This is a genomic window from Streptomyces clavifer (genome assembly GCF_036345975.1).
Lineage (GTDB): Bacteria > Actinomycetota > Actinomycetes > Streptomycetales > Streptomycetaceae > Streptomyces > Streptomyces clavifer.
Window position 1 is genome coordinate 897,399 of the sequence record NZ_CP107793.1, and the last position, 20,354, is coordinate 917,752.

The 20,354-nt window shown below is 74.4% G+C and carries 10 protein-coding genes; 2 read left to right on the forward strand and 8 right to left on the reverse strand.

All coding sequences use genetic code 11. The annotated features are described in order from the left end of the window. Positions 1 to 213: 213 nt before the first annotated feature. The 5 genes from OG927_RS03635 to OG927_RS03655 are packed head-to-tail and all read right to left on the reverse strand — an operon-like array spanning position 214 to position 13,095. Complete coding sequence (locus OG927_RS03635) at positions 214 to 2,043, reverse strand: hypothetical protein (RefSeq protein WP_330319687.1); 1,830 nt, start codon at positions 2,041 to 2,043, stop codon at positions 214 to 216. Next, positions 2,040 to 5,834 carry a vWA domain-containing protein gene (locus OG927_RS03640; protein WP_330319688.1) on the reverse strand — a complete coding sequence of 1,265 codons (3,795 nt, stop codon included), beginning with the start codon at positions 5,832 to 5,834 and terminating at the stop codon, positions 2,040 to 2,042. Before OG927_RS03640 ends, OG927_RS03635 begins: the two co-directional genes overlap by 4 nt. Positions 5,835 to 5,837: 3 nt before the next feature. Beyond that, positions 5,838 to 7,061, reverse strand: a complete 1,224-nt coding sequence (locus tag OG927_RS03645; RefSeq protein WP_056795504.1) for an ATP-binding protein — start codon at positions 7,059 to 7,061, stop codon at positions 5,838 to 5,840. Then, positions 7,058 to 12,238, reverse strand: coding sequence for a hypothetical protein (locus OG927_RS03650; protein WP_330319689.1), 5,181 nt, complete (start codon positions 12,236 to 12,238; stop codon positions 7,058 to 7,060). The genes OG927_RS03645 and OG927_RS03650 overlap by 4 nt, the downstream gene beginning before the upstream one ends. Then, positions 12,235 to 13,095 carry a DUF4132 domain-containing protein gene (locus OG927_RS03655; protein WP_056795510.1) on the reverse strand — a complete coding sequence of 287 codons (861 nt, stop codon included), beginning with the start codon at positions 13,093 to 13,095 and terminating at the stop codon, positions 12,235 to 12,237. Before OG927_RS03655 ends, OG927_RS03650 begins: the two co-directional genes overlap by 4 nt. 807 nt (positions 13,096 to 13,902) lie before the next feature. Here OG927_RS03655 and OG927_RS03660 point away from each other — a divergent pair. Next, positions 13,903 to 14,613 carry a lysophospholipid acyltransferase family protein gene (locus tag OG927_RS03660; protein WP_056795513.1) on the forward strand — a complete coding sequence of 237 codons (711 nt, stop codon included), beginning with the start codon at positions 13,903 to 13,905 and terminating at the stop codon, positions 14,611 to 14,613. Between the two features lie 87 nt (positions 14,614 to 14,700). Further along, positions 14,701 to 15,729 carry an NAD-dependent epimerase/dehydratase family protein gene (locus OG927_RS03665; RefSeq protein ID WP_330321292.1) on the forward strand — a complete coding sequence of 343 codons (1,029 nt, stop codon included), beginning with the start codon at positions 14,701 to 14,703 and terminating at the stop codon, positions 15,727 to 15,729. Positions 15,730 to 15,884: 155 nt separating this feature from the next. Here OG927_RS03665 and OG927_RS03670 read toward each other — a convergent pair whose 3' ends face one another. The 3 genes from OG927_RS03670 to OG927_RS03680 all read right to left on the reverse strand — a co-directional run bounded on the left by OG927_RS03670 (position 15,885) and on the right by OG927_RS03680 (position 20,328). Further along, complete coding sequence (locus OG927_RS03670; RefSeq protein WP_330319690.1) at positions 15,885 to 16,994, reverse strand: peptidase C39 family protein; 1,110 nt, start codon at positions 16,992 to 16,994, stop codon at positions 15,885 to 15,887. A 170-nt stretch (positions 16,995 to 17,164) separates the two neighbouring features. Further along, on the reverse strand, positions 17,165 to 19,267 hold the full coding sequence (locus OG927_RS03675) for an iron ABC transporter permease (protein ID WP_330319691.1): 2,103 nt from the start codon (positions 19,265 to 19,267) through the stop codon (positions 17,165 to 17,167). After that, entirely contained in the window at positions 19,264 to 20,328 is a 1,065-nt protein-coding gene (locus OG927_RS03680) for an iron-siderophore ABC transporter substrate-binding protein (protein WP_319100070.1), read from the reverse strand. The genes OG927_RS03675 and OG927_RS03680 overlap by 4 nt, the downstream gene beginning before the upstream one ends. Between the last annotated feature and the right edge of the window lie 26 nt (positions 20,329 to 20,354).

Genomic DNA, 20,354 nt, shown 5'->3' on the forward strand with positions numbered 1-20,354 from the left:
AGGAACGGGGCCCGTCCCATGCACCGGCGCTGACCGACAACGAAGCAGCCCACCGGATCGGGGCCGATGCAACTGCCATCGGCCCCGTCGCCGAGCTTCCCGCTGGAAACAGGACCCGGGCAGGCCGACAGCGTCGGCCTGCCGCGACGGCAGCCACAGACGTAGGCCACGCCGGGCGAGGGGCAGACCCCGCCTCACCACCTGGGACACGGTCTACCGGTCCGCGACGGCCGGCTCCGCAGCCGAGCCCTCCTGCGTCGGTTCCCAGGCGGCCGCGCAGAGGGACTCGGCCACGGCGGCCGTGTACCGGGCTGCGGAAAGCCAGTGGATGGCGAAGTCGTCGGTGTCGGCAGGGCGGAGGCGGCCGAAGGGGTCGCGATCGCGTTGGGCGGCCGAAGCGCACAGGGCGGTGAGGAGTCCGGCTGCCGTGGGCAGACCCGCGCGGCGGATACGGCGCGTCTCGGCGCTGACGTCGCCGAGCATGCCGAGGGCGGCGCGGCCCGCCGGGACCGTCTGCTCGACACGTCGCTCCAGAAGATGGAGGGGCGAGTGCGCGCCGGGCCCTCCGGGCCGGGGCGGGGCGGGGTGCGCGGGGGCAGCCGGGTCCGGGAGGTCGGCGCGGCGCAGGCGGTCGAGGCCCAGGTCGACCGTGCCCTCACCTGTGGGGTGCGAGCAGGCGAGGAGGATGAGCCGGGGGTGGGGGGCGGGGACCAGGCGGCCGATGACCCTCAGCCGTGTCCCCGGCGCCGTGGCCAGCAGCATCAGGTTGTCGCGGTGGGCCAGCGCGGGGTCTTCGTCGGCTGCGGTGAGCCGGACGGACACGCCTCCCTCGCACAGCGCGAGCAGACAGATGCCGCCCGACTCCCTTACGGCGCCGAGCAGCTCGACGTCCAGGAAGAGCAGGTCGCTGCCTCCGCGTTCCGGGTCCCCGTAACGGGAGGTGGACCGTAGGGCGCGTGCGGCCTGCTCGGACGGTGGCGTCTCCCACAGGGCGGCGAGTGGCACCTCCGTCCACGCCGCTCCCCGGGCGGTAACGGCCTTGACGCCCTTCCCTGCGCCCAGTCTGCCGTCCGGCGAGACCGTCGCCCCCGAGACCGCCAGGCCGGCCCGGCCCAGCTCCCGGTGGGTGAGCGCGCTGTCCCCCAGGCGCACGGCCCGGTCGGCCACGCCCAGGGCGCGCCCGACGCCGCCGGGTGCCACGTCGCCGACCGTACAGAGGCGGCCGTCGGATGCGGCGACCCAGGTGCGGACGCCGCCGTGCCCCGAGTCGGTGACCACGGGTTCGGTGAACAGGCCGTACAGGCGCAGCGAGCCGTCCGGGCTGTACGGGCGGCGCGCACGGCCTCTGACCGCGGCCAGGTCGGCCCCGGACGCCGTCCCCACCCGGTGCGCGGTGCCCAGAAGTTCGGCCAGGGCGGTGACGAGGTCGGCCGTGCGGTAGGACGGGTCCCCGGCGCGGGCCGCGCGCAGCAGCGTGACGACGGAGAGCGCGGCGCCCGCGGCACGCGGCAGGTGTCGGAGCCGGGCGGTGTGCGCGGCACGCAGGAGCGCCGATTGGGTGACGGCGCCGGCCCCGTCGACGCCGGCCTCGAGTACGGCGGCGCCCGCCGACCACAGGGCGTCGGACGCGGCACGCTGGGCCGGGCTCGCCACCTCGGGCGTGGAGGCGGATTCGGGGGCCGGGGAGGGGTCCGTCGCGGAGGCGTGTCCGGGGACCGCCCGGGTGGGCCGGTCGGCGAGCTCCTGTGTCAGGGCCGCCGTGGGTGCGGCGCAGGCGGCGGCCGCGCGGTGGACGCACGCCGGGGCGAGGAGGCAACCGCAGGTGATGGCATCCGCCGTCGCCACCACGCCGCCCGGGGCGTGCAGGCGCAACTCGGTCTCGTCGTCGACCGCGATCGTCACGGTGTCGCCCTCGCGGTGCGTCGGGCGGGAGCCGAGCTTGGTGACCGACGCGTCCAGCCGCTTGCGCAGCCGGGGCGAGAGGCCCTCCACCAGCGTGGCCGTGACCTCCGGCGCGACGGGTGGCAACTGTGCGGCGGTCATGCGGTCTTCTCCCCTATCCAGCGAGCCAGTTCGAGTGGGCTGAGGGCCGCAACCGGCATTCCGGCGGCCACGAGCTGTCCGGCGATGCCCGTCGAGTAGCGGGGCCGGCCGGCGTCGTCGAGGCTCGCGCACCCGAGGACATGGCAGCCGGTGGTCACCAGAGCCCGCACCTCGGCCAGCAGTCCGCCGAGCGGCGCGCCCTCCTCGAAGTCGCTGATGACGACGACGAGGGTGCGGGTGGGCACCGCGATCAGGCTGCGGGCGTGCCGCAGCCCGGCGGCGATGTGCGTGCCCCCGCCCACACTGACCTCCAGCAGGAGGGAGAGGGGATCGCGCACATGACCGGTGAGGTCGACGACCTCCGTGGAGAAGGCCAGGAAATGGGTGCTCAGGGTCGGCACCCCGGCGAGTACGGAGGCCGTCAGCGCGGACCAGATCGTGGACGCCTCCATGGATCCGGAGACGTCGGTGACCAGGATCAGGCGCCAGTCGGCCGACCGGCGTCCGCGACTGCGGAACACCGGCTTCTCGGGGATCACCTGGACCGTTCCGTCGGCCGTCCGGCGGGCGGTGGCCAGGTTGGCGCGCAGCGTGCGCGGCAGGTCCAGCCGGCCGCCGGGGCGGCGGGTGGGCCGGGCCAGCATCGTGCCGGTGAGGGCGGGCCGCAGCCGGGTGGCGAGCTGCCGGGTCAGTTCGTCGACCAGGTGACGGACCAGGGGCCGGAGCGCGGCGAGGCGGGCTTCGGGGAGGCCGCCGGCGTACCGCAGGACTGTCCGGAGCAGTTCCACGGAAGGGGTGGCGGCTGCCGGGTCGAGTTCGGCGAGGACGTCCTGCCGCCCCGTGACGGCTGCGGCGGCGAGAACCTCCTCGCGGACGCCGGGGCCGAACAGCGCGGCCAGTTCCTCGGACCACTCGCGGACGCCGGGGAACGACGGTTCCCGGCCGCCACCGTGACCGGGCAGGCCGCTGCGGGATCCCTCGCCGCGGCCCGCGCCGTAGAGCTCGTCCAGAGCGGTCGCCAGGCGGGCGGCGCCGGACGGCAGCCGGTCGGGGCGCCGGCCGAGCACGAGCCGCCACCGGTCGGCGGGAGCGAGGGTCCGCGCGGGGGTGGCCTCGGTGGAGGGTGTGGTGGCGGGTGTGACGGCGGGGTGCGTCGCGGCGGGGTGGCCGGAGAGCGGTGGGAACCGGTCGTCGTGGGCGGGTGGCGGTACGGGCAGGCCGAGACCGGTCAGGAGCTCGCGGGCCGCGAGATCGGCGGCCGTTCGGCGGGCCAGCTCGGCCGGATCGTCCGCGTCGAGGGTGCCCACCCGTTCGCCCAGCCGCTCCTCGACGGTGTCCAGCAGTCGGTCCCGGGCAGCCGGGCTCAGGGTGTCGAAGCCACCGCGCAGGGCCGGCAGCCGGGCGAGGAACGCGCTGTCGTCCAGCTCGACGACCCTGCGCAGCAACGGGTCGAGGGCGCCGACGCCGACGGTCAGGAGGGGGCCCGCCACCGTCAGGACGCCGGTGAGGCGGGCGGTGAGCGCGGCCCGGGAGGTGCTGTCCACGGCTCCGTCCACCCAGGAGGCGACGCGCCCCCCGAAGGTCTCGGTCTCTTCGTGGCCCGTGAGCACCCTGACCGCCCCGGCGGCCGCGGCGATCAACGGGGTGCCGTCGGCGGCCAGCCGGGTGAGAGCGTCGGTGAGCCGGATGCCGCCCAAACGGTCGGCCCGCTGGGCCAGTTCGAGCAGGGCCCGGGCGTCTTCGGGCTCCTCGGAGCCGGTCAGGCCGTCGACCTGACGGACCGCGGCCGAGGTCAGGAGTTCGACTGCGCGCGCGGTGCGGGCGGCACGGGCGGAGGCGGTGGCGTCGGGGGCGGAGGCGGTGGCGTCGGGGGCCGAGGGGTCGTCCGGCGCGGCCGTGCCCGGCAGGTGGCCGGCGTCCATGCGGTCGAGCAGGTCGAGCCCGGCAAGGAGTTCGGGAAGGGTGCCGCTCGCGGGGAGTACGGCCGCCAGTTCCATCAGCCGCTCGTCGGCCAGGGCGGGGAGCCCGCACTGGGCGGCCTCCGTGAGGCCGCGGACGACCTGGGCGGCCGTGGGCCCGCCCTCCGCACGCTCGGCTGTGTGATTCTGCCGCAGCACGCCCTCGGCCGCCTGGGCCGGGGTGACGCCGCGGGCCCCGGCCGCGGTGAGCATCGCGGCCGTCGCGGGGGTCCACCTCACCTGCCAGCGCGTCGTGAGTCCTTCCGTGCCCGCCGTACCGGTGACCCCCTGTCGTTGCGCGTAGGGGATGCCGCACACCGCCAGCCTGCGCAGCAGCAGTTCGCGGCGCCGGTCCAGGGCGGAGCGCGCGGGGTCGAGCCGGAGGTCGCGCGGGGCCATCTCGTGCGCGTCCTCCGGTCCGGGGAGGGAGAGCGCAGCGGTCTCGGCCTCGACGGCGGGGCCCAGGCCGCTGCGCGGAGCGGCGGGCGCGGGCCGTCCGGTGCGGGATCCGACGAGTACGCGCTCCAGGGCCCGGGCGACGGCGCGGCCCGTGCCGTAGGTCTCCCCGCGCCCCAGCACCGTCTGTACCGCTTCCAGGAGTTCACCGCGGCCGGGGGCGGGCAGGTCCCGCAGGCGGGCCAGGTCACCGGCCACCCGGACGACCTCGCGGCCGTCCGCCGGGCCGTAGGGGTGGCCCTGTTCGCGCAGGGCGACGCAGACGTGGACCGCTGTTCGGATCAGCGCCTCGTGGAGCGCGGCCGGGTCCCCGGCGGCGTCCAGGACGGCGTGCTGCCACTCCGGGTCCCGGATGCCGGCCGGGTAGCCGGACCGTGAGTCGAGCAGCGGGTACGTGTAGGGGACGAGGGAGACGGTGCACGTCGCCGTCCCGGAAGCGCCGTTCAGGTGGCGGTCCGCACCCGGCCCGGACGCGCCCGGCGCGGCCGGCGCAACCGGCCCATCCGGTGCGTCCGGTGCGCGGCCCTCGTCGGCGGACTGCAGCAGCGCCGGGGTGTGGAAGGCTCCCACCAGCACGGCGGGCCGCCGCCCGCTCGCCAGGGCCTCGGCGACATGTCCGCGCATGCACGCCTCGCGCGCCAGGTCCGTGCTGTGCACCCCGCCCCGCGTCAGGGCCTCGCAGCGCAGCGCCCAGCCGGTGAGCAGGGCGGCACGGCGGAGCGCTTCGGGTGTCGAACCGGGCGCGAGGGCCTCCACCAGCCGGTCCCACAGGTCGTCGCCGTCCCGGCCGGTGAGCCGGGACCGGAGCGCGGCGGACAGCCCGTGCCCCTCCCCCTGCAGCGGTGCGGAGTCGGCGCCCGGGGCAGGAGCAGGGGTGTCCGGACCGCCCTCCGCCCACGCCCGGTCGGCCAGCGGCAGATCGCAGGCCACGGCCGGCACCCCGTTTCTCGCCGCCCAGCGCAGAGCGACCAGTTCCGGCGAGAAGTCCGCGAACGGGTAGAAGGCCGGCCCCCGTTCGCCTGCCGAGCCGGGCCGCGGCCCGGCGGCGGGCACGGCGGCCAGCGCTACCGGGGCCTCGGTCTCCTCGTGGGCGAGCCAGCTCAGCCAGGGCTGGAACTCGGCGGGCAATTCGATGAGGAGGATGTCGGGGGCAGCCGCGTCCAGCAGTGCCGGGAGGGCTGCCGCCAGCGAGGGTGCGTGGTGGCGCACCCCGATCAGGAACGGCAGACCGGGTCCGGTCGCCGCGAGGGCCGCCACCGCGGCTTCCGGGTCGGCGGCCCCCACTGCCGGGTCCGGCGGCGGGGAAGCGGCCGGCGCACCGGCGTTGGGTGAGACTTCGGCGGTGGGCCGTGTCCCGGGGGTGGTCGCCTCACTCATCCGTCAGCTCTCCAGTACCGCGCGCAGGTCCCACAGGGCACGCCAGGTGGCCGACCCCTGCTCCGCGCGTCTGCGCACCGGCCCGTCCCAGTACCCCAGCAGCCGTGCCGCGTCGGCGGGGTCGTCCTTCCGGACGACGCCGAGCAGATGGCCGGGCAGGAGGGAGAGCACATCCCGGTCGCCGGGGAAGTAGGCGGCGGCCAGGCCCAGGGCGCCCGCGACGGAGACCGCCTCCGCCGTGCTCATCACCGTGGAGGGGCGTTCGACCTCCCAGCCCTCCGCGGAGCGGCCCTGGCGCAGGTCCCGGAATGCGGTGACCAGGGCTTCGAGGACCGCGTCGTCCACCTGGTAGGCGGCGCCCACGCGTTCGACGGCCGCCCGCGACTGGCGCCGGACGAGCGCGGTCTCGGCGTCCACGTCCCCGATGGGGCCCACGGTCTCGAAGTTGAATCGCCGCTTCAGTGCGGCGGACATCTCCGAGACGCCCTTGTCCCGCAGGTTGGCGGTGGCGATGAGGGTGAACCCGGGGGCCGCGTGCACCTGGGCGCCCTCCCCGCCCGCGAGTTCGGGGACCGCGATCCGCCGCTCGGAGAGCAGGGACACGAGCGCGTCCTGGACCTCCGGCAGGCATCGGGTGACCTCCTCGATGCGGGCGACCGCCCCCCGGGTCATGGCGGCGAGTACAGGGGACGGAACCAGGGCCTGGTCGGTGGGTCCCTGGGCGAGCAGCAGCGCGTAGTTCCAGCCGTACTTGAGCTGGTCCTCGGTGGTGCCCGCGGTGCCCTGCACGGTGAGTGCGCTGGTCCCGCAGACGGCTGCCGACAGCAGCTCGGAGAGCAGGGACTTGGCGGTGCCGGGTTCGCCCACGAGGAGGAGTCCGCGCTCCCCGGCGAGGGTGACCACACACCGTTCGACCAGTGCGCGCTCGCCGACGAACTTCTGCTCGATCACCAGGCGGCGCGGCACCCCGGCTCCGGGCCGGGCACCCTTCGGCAAGGCCAGCGCCTCGCCCGCGCTGCCCATCACGAAGGTGACGACGGCACGCGGGGTGAGCAGCCAGCCGGGTGGGCGGGGCCCGGAATCATGGGCGGCGAGGAAGTCCAGCTCGGTGGCGTACCGGTCCTCGGGCGGCGTGACCTGGCGCTGTACCCGGCCGGGCGCCGACACCTGGTCCGGGACGCCGCCCGTGGCGGTGCTGTCCATGGTGGTCGTGGTGTCGTTCGTCATCGGCGGCGGCCCTTCCGGATTGCGCGCGTGTCCAGCTCTTCGAAGGCGGGGGCGTCGCCGCCGCGGGCCCGTGCCCAGGCGGCTGCGAACAGCGCGGGCACGGGGAGGTGGGGCAGGGTCCGGGTGGACCCGGCCACGGGGTACAGGCGTTCCTTCCAGGTCTCCAGAGGCAGCCCGGGGGCGCCGCGTTCGAGCCAGCCGCAAGGGAGGAACAGGGTGCGGCCGGCGCGGGACCGCTTCGCCTCCACGACCAGGTCGGTGGCGGCGAGTTCGGCCCGGGCCTTCTTCACCCGTGCCGGCTTCCACTCGGTCCAGCGGACGCAGTTGCGGTCCGTCGGGTCGGGCAGGGCGAGCAGCATCAGATAGAGGGCGGCGGCGTCCGCGCTCAGCCCGAGGGCGTCGGCCGCCTCGGCCACCAGGTCCGGCACCGCACGCGTCGGGTCCTGGGCCGGGTGGTGCGGGGAGCCGTCGGGGGCGCCCGCCGAGGCCAGCACGTCGGTCTCCTCGCCCAGCAGTGCGCGCAGGGCGAGCAGATCGCCGGTGCTGTGAGGGCCGACGGTGCCCTCGACGAGGCCGAACGCCGGGTCGTCGGGTCCCGCCAGGCCGGCCGGGCGAATCAGCAGCTTCTCGTTGCTGCCGTGGCCGGGTGCCAGGAGCAGCGCCGTGCCGGCCCGGACCAGACCGTCGGCGCCGGCACCGCCGGACTCGGAGAGCCCGTGGGCGGCGCGGACCGCGGGGCCGATCGAGCCCCCCGCCTCGGTCCAGTCCAGACCGAGGTCCAGCACCAGGTCCGGGTCGGCGAGGCGGCCACGCAGGGCCGCGAGCCCCACGGGCAGGTACGCCCGCAGGGGGTGCCCGTGCGGCAGCGTGTAGGCGAGGGTGCGCAGGGCGGTCAGGGCCCCGGAGACCGCACCGCGTGCGCCCACCCGGCGCAGGCCCGGGCGGCCGGTGCCGTCCGGGACGTCGGCGCCGTGGCCGAACCAGGTCCGGGAACCGGCGTTGAGGATCAGGTCGACGGCACCGGGGGTGGTGCCCGACAGGTCGAGGTCCAGTTCCTCGGGTACGCGGACGAGGGAGGCCAGACGCTCCTGCCAGACCTCGGTGGCGGCCCGGACGTCAGGGCCCGTGGACCACAGCTCGGCCGGGTCCGCGGGAAGCAGGGCCCGGAGCAGGGCGAACCGGTCTTCGCCGGGCAGGGCGTCCAGTCTGTCCTGCGCCGCCTCGAAGGCACGTGTCTTCGTCCCGAGCAGCGCGAGCGCCTCGGCGCCGGGCTCCTCGACGGCTGCCGACAGCAGGGCGGCGGACTGGAGGGGACCGATTCCGGTGGCCGTGTGGAACGCCTCGGCGGCCTCCGGACGCCAGGGCGCCGGTCCCCGCTCCCGCACCAGGGCGGTGAGCCGGGTGAGCCGGTCGCGGGCGATGCCCTGCCGGTGGACGTGCTCGTGGTCCAGGGTGAAACCGGGGACGGGGCCGAAGGCGCCGGTCGGGTCGTGGTCCAGGGCGAGCCAGCGTGCCGCGTCGTGCCGGGAGTTCCGGCCGTGGCTTGCGATGACCACGACGGTGCGGGCGCCCTTGCGCAGCACCTGGCCGAGGCGGTGCACGACCTCGGGGCGTCCCGGCCCGGATGCCCCCGTGCCGAACGGCTCGACGAGCTCCACCTCCCGGACCGTGCCCGCCGGGTCGGCCAGCGGGCCTGCGGCGAGGGTTTCCAGCAGCAGGACGAGCCCGGTGCGGTGCTCGGGGGAGGTGGTGGCGGAGGCGGCCCGGTAGGCCAGTTCGGGCAGCTTGTCGAGGAGGGAGGTCCAGGCCAGGGACTCGCCGGGCACCGTGTACGCGTCCCGCTGCCAGCCGTCCGCGGGGGTGAACGGGACCTTGGACGGCGTGGGCGGGCCGAACGCCGGTTCGCCGCCGAGGACATGGTTCACGGCGAGGATCTGCCGGATCATGGTCCACCGGCTCCCGGCTCCCCACCAGCTGCCGCGCATCCGCTCGGAGCCCCAGGCAGAGGCGCTCCGCAGGGTCGTGTCGTCGCCGTGCTCGGGCTCGTGGTCGAAGAACATGCCCTGGGTGCGTGCGGTGTTCCGGGGAGTGGCCGGCTGCACGGGCTCGGGCGGTTCCAGGTACTGGGCGGCTGCGGAAGCCCGGTCCACCGCGTTCCGGACGAGCGCGGTGACGCCCGCGAGGAGCCGTGCGTCGGACACCTCGGGCAGCACCCGGGCGACGGCCTCCTCGCTCAGCTCCCGCGACGAGGGCCCGGTGTACTCCTTGACGGCCCGGAACGCCTCGAGGTGCCGGGCGACCGCGGCGGCGACCTCCTTGAACAGGTCTCCCGCCCGGGAGTCCGTCAGATTCCGCAGGACGGTGGAGCCCCGTTCGTCCCTGGGGCGCAGTGCGTGCCAGTAGGCGACGGGAGGTACGTAGGGGGTGCCCGCCGCGTCCTTCCCGCCGGAGGAGTCGAGGGTGACGGACCACAGGCTGCCGCCGGTGCCGTCCGTGTCCGCCGGGTGCACTTCGACGGAGCGGCCGTTCAGGGCCGCGACCGGCCGTGAGCCACCGGGCAGGGTGAGGGCGCCGAGCGGCACGGGAGACCGGCCGCCGGGCAGCGGGTGCGGCAGGGCAACCGTGTGGCCGTCGGGGCTGCCGGCGACGATCCGGTGCCCGTCGGCGGGTGCGGCGATGCCGGGCTCGGTGACCGTACGGCGGACCCAACGGCCGAGGACCGTGCCGTCCGTGCCGAACGGGGTGCTTTCCAGACCGGGCTGGAGGGGCAGCACCTGGCAGTGCTCGGTGAGTAGCCGGGTGCCGTCCCGCACCCCGGAGCGGAGGAAGGCGGGAAGGGACGCGCGGCCGTGCGCGCCGCCCGCCGGGTCGTACTCCAGCCACACCCGCTGAGTGCCCTGGTGCCCTTCCCGCCAGTGACCGGTGCCGTCGGAGATGACGGCGCGCTGAGGCGGGAGAGAGGTGTCGCCCGCGTGCAGGGCCTTGCCGCCGGTGGCGCGACCGCCACCGGGCAGCGGCACGCAGACCTCGTCCGAGGGGCCTGAGCCGCCCCAGCGGGGAATCTGCTCCCCGCCGACGGTGAACACCTCGGCGGGGCGGTGCGACCAGTAGCCGCGCTGCTTGCCGTCCTCCCACCAGATGACCAGCAACTCGCCGTCGACGTAACGGAAGCCGAGCGTCCGCCAGTGGTCGACGGTGGCGGGCAGCCGCAGGGTGTGCCGCAGCGAAACGCCTTCCGGGCCGACTACGACGGCTCGTTCCTGGGTGTTCAGGATCAGCGCGGGCCAGGCGCCGGTGACACCGACGCCCTCTGAGCGGTTGCCCCGCTGACGCGTCGCGGCCGCCTCCATGGCCAGTTCGGCGTAGGTCTCGTCCAGCGCGGGCCAGCCCAGTTCATCGAGGACGCCGGTACGCAGGGTCGAGGCGAGCAGCGGGACGACGTCGTGGCCCTTGAGGAGCCGCACCGCCTCCGGGGCGACCTCTGCGATCACGGAGCGGTACACCGAAAGCTTGCTGAGCGCGACGTGCAGCCCCGGAAGCCCCTGCGCGGCCGTGTACTCCCGGGCGCAGGCGGTCAGCCACTCCCGCAGGATCCCGGACAGCACCGGATGCGCTGCCAGTTTCGCCATGCTCGTGTCGTCCGGCCGCTGACCGCGTCCGCCACCGAGGCCCCCGACGGTCCGGCTCAGCAGGGCGCGGAAGACAGGCCGTTCGCCGACGGCGGTGAGATCCCGCGCTCCGGGAGCGGTGTCGGTGAGCCAGGAGCCGAGCGGGACACCGGGACCCTGCGCGGTGCCCGCGGCCTGGTCGTCCGGCTCGGCGACGGGGATGCCGGAGGCCAGGCAGAGGTCGAGGAGGTCGAGGTCGGCGGTGCGCTGCCAGCGCCCCTGGAACAGCTCGACGGGGCGCCCGTCGGCGCGCAGCCGGTCTGCCATCCGGGTGGCCAGTTCAAGGGTCTGCGGGCTGCGTCCGGAGGTGACCCGGTTGCGCCGGCGGTGCGCCTCCCAGCGGGCGATCCAGTCCGCCGGGGAGACCGACGGGTCGCTGGAGGGGCCGGAGTCCGAGGTGTCCGGGAGGGCGGTCAGGAGGTCTTCGGCGCCGGATTCGGCCAGCAGCCCGAGCCAGCCGTGTTCGCCGTCGGTGTCCCGGCCGCTCTCGCTGAACGTTTCCGGGAAGAAGCCGAGGAGCCGGGCGCGCACGGCCGTAACCTGTTGGGCGAGGGTGACGAGCGCGGAGCGGTAGGCCGTCCAGAACGAGGCGGGTGCGCGGACGATTCCCGGAGAGCCGATCAGATCGGCCACCAGCTCGCGTTCGGCTGCCTCGCGGTCCAGCCCGGCGGCCTTGACCAGCGCGCGTACATCCTGCGGCAGCGCCGCGTACGGAGGCACGCCGGCGGCGCAGCGCTCGACCAGCAGGCGGCGGAACTGTGCCCAGGCGTCCGCCGGTGCGAGCCGGGCCACCAGGTCGCGCACGTACTGCCGCAGCGCCTTGACGGTCAGCGCGCCGGCGAAGGCGAACTCCAGGAAGACGGCCCGCTGCCGGTCCTCGTCCACAACCAGCCCGTGCACCCGCTCGGCCTCGCGGGCCTTGCCGAAGAAGGAGGCCGCGTAGCCGGCGTTCTCCGCCTGGAGGAAGAGGCGTGCCACCTGCTCGTAGTAGGTGGGGAGGAAGTGGGGCACGGCCCGGCCGAGCCGGGTGCCGAGTGCGTCGAAGCCCTCCTTGGCCGCTCCGGCGCGGCTCCTGGCCTGCCGGCCCAGCCGCTCGATGTCCTTGACCAGAGCCAGGGCGTGGTGCCCGTTGGCCGGGTCGTTGACCAGGGCCCAGGCCGGGAAGCCCAGCGTTTCGCGACACACCTGGCCCACGACGGGGGTCTCGGCGGTACGGGCGAGCCCGAGGAATTCCAGGGCCAGGTCCTCGGCTTCACCGAGAGTGCCGGGAACGAGCCGGACCACGGCGCGGTCGCCGAGGGCGGTGTGCGTGTAGGTGCGGGCGGTCAGCGCGTCGGCGTCGTCCCGGTCCGTGGTTCCGGCGGGGAGGACCGCGCCCGCGTCCAGCAGTGCCGCCACGCGCGCCTCGGCGGCGGGGGGCGAAGTGCTCCCGCTCCGGGCCTGGGCGGGGAGGGACACCGTGCCCGCTGCCGCCGTGTCGGCTTCGGTGTTCGTCGTCGTGGTGCTCATGCCGCCCGCTCCTCGTCGTCCACGTCGCGGCCGGCGTAGAGCGCCGCCGCCATGCGCATGCCCTCGGACCACGCGACGGGACCGATCTCGGCAGCCGTCAGCGCACGCCCCGCAGGTTCGGTCCAGCCCAGGGGGCCCGTCTCGGTGCCGTACTCGTCGTATCCGTCGTGCTCGCCGATCCAGATGCGAGCCTCGGCGGTGGCACCGTCCTCGACGACCGGGCAGACCGCGTATCCGCCACGTGACCGGTACCCGAGCTGGGTGACGCGGCCGTGCAGGAAGCGCAGTTCCTTGAACACGCCGCCGGCATAAGTGTCCACGGAGGTGGTGTCCGGGGCGAGGCCGGGCGGGCGGCGCCACACCTCGCGGAACAGCTGCTCCACGTTCTGGCGCACCCCCAGTTCGACGGCGAACTCCCGCAGCTCGTCGAGGTCGTCGAGGAGAACGGGGTGGGGCACGCTGACGATGTCCGGGGTGATGCGGACCGTGTCGCCGTCCAGGTCGACGAGGCCGAGACCGCGGTCGGGGTCGACGTCGCGCAGGAACCCGGCCACCCCACCGTCCGCGCCGGTGACCACCACGTCCCGCAGGGCCGCCTGCCACGCCGGGTCGGGCCAGACCCGGGCGAGCACGGCCGTGGGAACGGGCAACGAACGCGCCATCCACTGCTCCACGTCGGTCAGGCACTGGCGTTCGTGCCGCTCCAGCCACTCGGTCAGCTGCCGGAGTCCGACGACCGCCGGGTCGTCCTTCAATCTCGCCGGGACGGACTTGAGCCGCCGGCCCTTCCCATTGCGGCAGACCACCTTGCCCGCCTCCAGGGCGACTTCGTAGTCGCCCGCCGGAACCCACCCCATGCGCTGTTCTCCCCGTTGTTCCGGGCGGCCGCCAGACCGACGGCACGCTGATAGAGCCCGTCAGCGGCAACGCACCGTGACGAGTGGGAGAGACTCTAGGCGTGCCCAGTGACAATGGGCTCGGGCCCCTCCGCTTCGTCGTCCGGACCCGCACCCGCACCCGCACCCGCACCCGCACCCGCACCCGGGAAGGATCCGCCAGGCCGTACCCGCCGTCCCGCGGAGGGCCGCGTCTCGTGCGGTCGTGCGACCGACGGCTCCCGGGCAACCGGTAGGGACCACAGCTCCGGTCCCGAGGTGATCGAAGAGGTCCGGCGAAGGGGCCGGCAGGACGAACAGCACCGTCCCCGTGAAGCCCGTGGGTTCTGACGCGCCGGTTCGGCATCGTCGTGGGCGGTCTTCCGGCAGGTTCCACCCCGCGGAGCAGGGCCCGGGCATCCGCGTCCTCGCCCCCGAACAGGCCACCAGAAGCTGTGACCGGGGGCCCTGCCGCGTCGCGGGCACCGCGTCCGAGCGGCTGGGAACGCATGGGGCACCCCGCACGTAGGAGATCATGTGTTCCCACTCCGCACGGCTTCCCGAAGACGCTGGGAACAGAGCTACGATCGATCGCCGGAGAGAAACGACGCGTACGTACGGACCCTCGACTGATGGCGCGTCAAGTGAGTCGACGAGAAGCGGGTACCCGTCCAGGGAGGCCCGGCCCGGCAGTCGGCCGCACCAACGAGCCGATCCGGAGCGACAACAACCTGTGCGACCTGGCAGAACGCGGCCACCAGCCCGGTCCATAAGGCTAGGAGAATAGCTGTGTTCTATTACGTCCTGAAGTTCGTCGTGCTGGGCCCTCTGCTGCGGCTGCTGTTCCGGCCCCGTATCGAAGGGCTCGAGCACATCCCCGACGACGGTGCGGCCATCGTCGCCGGCAACCACCTCTCCTTCTCCGACCACTTCCTGATGCCGGCGATCCTGAAGCGCCGCATCACCTTCCTGGCGAAGGCCGAGTACTTCACCGGTCCCGGCATCAAGGGCAGACTGACCGCGGCCTTCTTCCACAGCATCGGGCAGATCCCGGTGGACCGTTCCGGCAAGGAAGCGGGACAGGCGGCGATCCGCGAAGGGCTGGGGGTGCTGAGCAAGGGTGAACTGCTGGGCATCTACCCGGAGGGCACCCGCTCGCACGACGGCCGGCTGTACAAGGGCAAGGTCGGGGTCGCGGTGATGGCCATCAGGGCGGGGGTCCCCGTCATCCCCTGTGCGATGGTCGGCACGTTCGAGATCCAGCCGCCCGGACAGAAGGTTCCCAAGGTCAAGCGGGTCACGATCCGGTTCGGGGAGCCGCTGGACTTCTCCCGCTACGCGGGCCTCGAGGACCAGAAGGCGGCGATCCGGGCGGTCACGGACGAGATCATGTACGCCATTCTCGGTCTCTCCGGGCAGGAGTACGTCGACGAGTACGCGGCCAAGGCGAAGACGGCGCAGGCCGAGGAGCCCAAGAGGTTCCCTCGACGGCCACGCTGAGCGGGGAATCTGCTCTCGGCCGATATCCCTCGCCCACCGGCGGGGAGGGACCGTAGCGTTTCCCGTATGAGCAGAGGACGAGCTTTCGTGCTGGGCGCGACGGGGCAGATCGGCCGGCCCGCGGTGCGGTCCCTGGCCGAGGACGGCTGGGAGGTGACCGCAGCCTCCCGGGGAGGCGGCCGGGACGCCGCCTGGGGCGACGACGTCCGCGTCGTCGCACTGGACCGCGAGGAGAAGGGCGCCCTGGCGGCCGCCCTCGGCGACGGCTGCGACGTCCTGGTCGACATGGTTGCCTTCGGCCGGGGCCACACCGCACAGTTGACAGGGCTGTCGGACCGAGTCGGGTCCGCGGTCGTCATCTCCAGCGGTGCGGTGTACGAGGACGGCAGGGGCCGCAGTTTCGACACTCAGGGCGAGCCGGACGGCTTCCCGGAGTATCCGGTGCCGATCCCGGAGACGCAGCGCACGGTGGCCCCCGGGGACGCGACGTACGGGACGCGGAAGATCGCCCTGGAGCAGGACCTGCTCGCGGCCGGTGACGCGCTTCCGGTGACGTTGCTGCGGGCGGGCGCGATACACGGGGAGCACTGCCGCACACCGCGCGAGCTGTACTTCGTCAAGCGCCTGTTGGACGGGCGCAGGCGGCGGGTCCTCGCGTACGACGGACAGAGCCGCTTCCATCCGGTCCATGTGTCCAACGTCGCCGAGCTGATACGTCTCGCCGCTCGGCGGCCGGCCTCCCGGGTGCTCAACGCCGGGGACCCGCAGGCGCCGACGGTCGCCGAGATCGGTGCGGCCGTCGACGGCGTGCTCGGCCTGGACACCGAGACGGTGCTGGTGGCGGGCGCACCGCCGGAAGGCCGTATCGGGGAGACGCCGTGGACCACCGCGCATCCCGTCGTCTACGACATGTCGGCTGCCGAACGCGAGCTGGGCTACCGCCCGGTGACGGGGTATGCCGAGTCGCTGCCGACGACCGTCGCGTGGCTCGCCGAACAGCTCGACGGGCGGGACTGGACGACTGTCTTCCCGAAGATGGCGCGCTCCTACGGCGAGACGCTCTTCGACTACACGGCGGAGGACGCCTGGCTGGACCGGTACGACCGGAGGGCGTGAGCGCGCCGCCCCGGCCGGGTGTGCCCCCATGTGTTCGGCCGGGGCCGGAGGGCCGACACCCGGCGGGCGTTCTCAGCCTGCCGCAGCGGGGGGAGTGTGCGGAGGACCCCGTAGCGAGGCCGGGTGCTCCGTGGCGGGGCAGCATGGCGGTGGGGCTACGCGTCGGCGGGTCCTGGAGAGGACGCACCGCGCTGCCGCGGGCGGCCGATGGCCACGGCGCCACGGAAGCGGTCGGCCGAGAGGGTCGACATGGTGTCCAAGGACCGGTCGGGGACGGGCAGCAGATGGGCGTCGACCCAGGTGTCCCCCGCGACCGAGTTGGCCCACGGGTCCTCGATCACTACGGCGCCGGGCACGACACCGTGACAGAGCACCCAGTGCGGGACGTCGAACCCTTGCATCGCGGCGAGCGAGACCAGGAGCAGCACGTGCTCCCCCCGGCCGATCGCGCTCCTGATCGCGGCCGGCGAGAGGTGGCGCGAGTCGATCGGGACACCGGTCCGTCCGGCCTCCGCACGCGACGCGTGCTGGAGCAGGGCACGCCATTCCTGTTCCTTCTCCGGGTAGTGGTCGAGGAGGACGGGCCGGTCGACATCGAGGTGGACGGTGACGGGGGACGACGGCCATGCCCGGTGCACGGCAACGCCCAGTCCGATGGGCTCGCACGCGGGGAAGTTGGTCGCGTCGCGCCACATCGTGAGCTCGGCCCGGCGGTCGAGTTCCTCGCGCGGCAGCGTCCCCGCGTGTGCCTGCGCGACCAGGGCGGTGACGGCGCCGCAGGTGAAGTGCGTGGTCTGCCCGTAGTACGGAGGTTCGGTCAGCGGGCCGTCGTGCAGCCAGTGGACGAACCCGGCATCGGGCCCGGCCGGGCCCTCGGACTGCGCGAGCGGAGGGCACAGCGGCGCGAAGCCGTGGGCGGCAGCCGTCTCGGGGCTCGCCGTCCATCCTTCCCACTTGACCTGTGCGAGTCCCTGGCCACGCGCGTGGGCGACGACGGCCTCGACGGCTGCCGTCACGTCTCCGACAGCGTCGACGATCTTCAGGTAGGCCGTGTGCGGGCGCGCCGTCACGAGCGCGGCAGCGACCCACTCCGCACCCTCGCCACCCGGAACGGCCACGAGGTGGGGGGCGTGGGCGGAGCGGTCGACCGTGCGCCAGCGCTCCGGCACCTCATGGAGTCCGAGCCGCCCCAGCAGGGCCGGCGAGGTGTCGGGCTCGAAGGGGATGACGACGCTCTTCGCGGGCGTCTCCTGCTGGGGTGGCATTCCGGCACTCCTGACGGGTCGGGGGGTGAGGGACGGGTGTGGCCCGCGGGATCACTGCGGTGTGGACGCGGGCCCGGGGGTACGGGCCGGGAGGACGGGCCCGGGCGGCAGCGCACCCGGGCGGCACGTCGCGGGTGCGCGGGTCGGCGCGGGTGCGCCGCCGCCCGGCGTCATGCGCGGGACTGCCGGAGCACCCAGACGAAGTACGGGCCACCGACCAGGGCGATCATGAGGCCCGCGGGCACCTGGGCGGGTGCGACGAGTGTGCGGCCGAGGGCGTCGGCCACGCAGACCAGCAGGCCGCCGAGCAGCATCGCCACCGGGATCGCACGGCCGTGCCGGGCACCCACCAGTGACCGGGCGAGGTGCGGGGCGACCAGCCCCACGAAGCCGACGACGCCGACGGCGATCACGCTGAGCGCCGCGAGCACGGCGGCGATCGTCAGCGCGGTGAGACGTGCGCGTACGGGCCTGACTCCGACGATGCGCGGGGTGTCCTCGTCGACGGCGAGCAGGTCGAGGCGGCCGCGCATGGCGAGCAGTACGGGGAGTGCGAGCGCCAGGGCCACCGCGACCGGTACGACGTCGGGCAGCGTGCGCCCATAGGTCGTGCCGGAGAGGAAGGTGAAGATCCGGGGCGTGTTCCACGGGTCTGCACGCAGCAGGAGGAAGGTGGTGATGGAGCTGAGACCGTATCCGCACCCGATGCCGATCAGTACGAACCGGTCGGGCAGGAAGCCGCCGCGCCAGGACAGGAGGGCGATCATCGCGAACGTGGCGAGCCCCATCGCGACCGCGGCCGCGATGAGCAGCGGCCGTCCGCCGGACAGACCCGACGTGACGACGCCCGCCGCACCCAGCCCGGCGCCCGCCGTGATGCCGAGCACACCCGGCTCCGCCAGCGGATTGCGCACCGCGCTCTGTACGACGCATCCGGCCAGTCCGAGTGCCGCGCCGGCGAGGACCGCGGCGATCACACGCGGGACCCGGTCGTCGAGCGCCTGCCCGATCAGGTCGGGGGCGGTGCCCTGGGCCCAGAGCACGATGTCACCCATGCGCAGCCAGAGGCTCCCCGCGAGGACCGCCACGACGGCAGCCCCGGCCAGGACCGCCGCCGTGCCGAGCACGACGAGGAGGAACGCGCGGCGCGACCGTGCGGCGACCCGCGCGTGCGGTGGTTGCCGGAGCCGGCCCGTGTCGCGGAGGCGCAGGGCGAGGACGACGATCACGACGGAGCCGAGCAGCGCGGTCGGTACGCCGGTGGGAATGGAGGCAGCGCCGTCCGCGCCCTGTATCGCGCGCAGTGAGGCGTCCGCGAGCAGGATGAGCAGCGCGCCGAGCAGCCCGGCCGCGGGGACCAGGAGGATGTGGCGGCGCAGTGCCCGGATCCGGCCCGCGATCAGACGGGCCAGGACGGGGGCGCCGAGGCCGACGAAGGCGATCGGGCCCGCGAGTGTCACCGCCGTGCTGGTCAGGAGCACCGCGCAGAGCACGGCGGTCACGCGGGTGGCCCGGATCGGCACGCCCAGGGTGGACGCGGCGTCGTCGCCGAGATTCATCACGTCCAGCCTGCGGGACAGCACGAGGGCGACGCACAGCACCACGGCCACGACGGGGAAGGCGCGTACCGACGCGTCGATGTTCAGTTGGGCGAGCGAACCGCTCCCCCAGGCGAAGAGACCGGTCGTGTTCTGCTGGAACAGGATGAGGAGCATCCCGGTCGCCGCGTCCAGGGCCATCGCCGTCGCGGACCCGGCGAGGACGAGGCGCGTTCCGGCGGTGCCCGCTGCCCGGCCCGCGAGGAGCAGCACGAGCGCCGCCGCCGTCAGGCCGCCGGCGAAGGCGACGGCGCCCGACGCCCAGAGCGGGACGGCGAGGCCGAAGGCCGCGACGAGCGAGAGCGTGAAGTGGGCGCCGGCCGTGACCGCGAGGGTGTCGGGGGAGGCGAGCGTGTTGTGTGTGACGGACTGCAGCAGTGCGCCGGCCGTGCCGAGGGCGAAGCCCACCGCGACGCCCGCGAGCAGCCGCGGCAGGCGTGATCCGGTGAGGATCTCACCGACCGGCGCCCCGCCGGTGTCATCCGTTTCCCCGCCGAGATGGCGCACCAGGTCGCCGACGCCGACGCCCGACGTCCCCTGCGTCAGGTGCCACATGCCGACCAGGGCGGTCACGACGAGGAGGACCGTGAGGACGGCCACCCCGGTGGGACCGCCGCCGTGCTCGGTGCGCGGCGGCGTGTCCCCCCGGGGTGCCGAGGTGAGCGGGGTCCTCACTTCTTGCTGAGTACGTCGACGTAGGCGTCGATCGCCTGGGCGCAGGAGCGCGGACCGCCGGCGCCCCACACGCGGGCGGGGAACGCGTGCGCGCGCCCTTCCTTCACGGCCGGGATGGTCTTCCAGAGCGGGTTCTTCTCCAGTGCGGCGACGTATCCCCCGGCACCTTCGTCGTTGGCGTAGAAGAGGTTGGCGTCGCCCACCGAGGTGAGTCCCTCGACGTCGGTCTGCGCGAGGCCGTAGGAGGGGTCGACGCCACCGTTGCCGTGGGCCTTGTTGACGTCGTTGGTCCACGCGGGCTTCATGCCGAGCTCTTTGCCTATCTCGGTGAACAGGGCGCCGTCACTGTAGGGGCGGACGGTGAGGTTGCCGCCCTGGAGCCATCCGTCGAAGAACAGGAAGTCCTTCGTCGGCAGATCGGCGTCGGTGACCTGCTTCTTCGCCGTTGCGAGGTGCTCGTCGAACTCCTTGAGCACCTGGTCGGCCCGCTCGGTGCGCCCCGTCGCCTCGCCGATCATGCTGAACACCTCCCGCATGTTCCCGATCGGGTCCTTCGGGTTCGCCCCCCGCGTGGCCATGACGGGGACGCCCCGCTTCTCCAGCTTCGCGATGGTCTCGTCGTCGGCGTCGAACGCCTCCACGACGATGAGGTCGGGCTTGGCCGCGTAGAGGGTGTCGAGGTCGGGCTCCTCACGGGTGCCGATGTCGGTCACTCCGCCGGGCAGCTTCTCGGCGCTGACCCAGGTGCTGTACCCCTTCGCGTCGGAGACCGCGGTGGGGGTGACGCACAGGGTCAGCGCGTCCTCGACCTGCTGCCATTCCAGGACCGCGATCCGTTCGGCGGGCTTGTCCAGCTTCACCTGACGGCCCACGCCGTCCTTGAAGGAGACCGGCTTCGTCGAGGTGGTCGTGGTGTCCTGGGCGCAGCTCTCCGACGAAGGGACCGTGCCGGCGCTGCTGCCGGCCCCGGCCTTGTCGACGGTGGTCGTGCCGCAGGCCGTTGCGGCGAGGACGATGAGCCCGGTGGTGGCTGATGCCGCCAGGCGACGGGCACGGTTCATGAATGATCCTCTTTCTTGCGATGCGT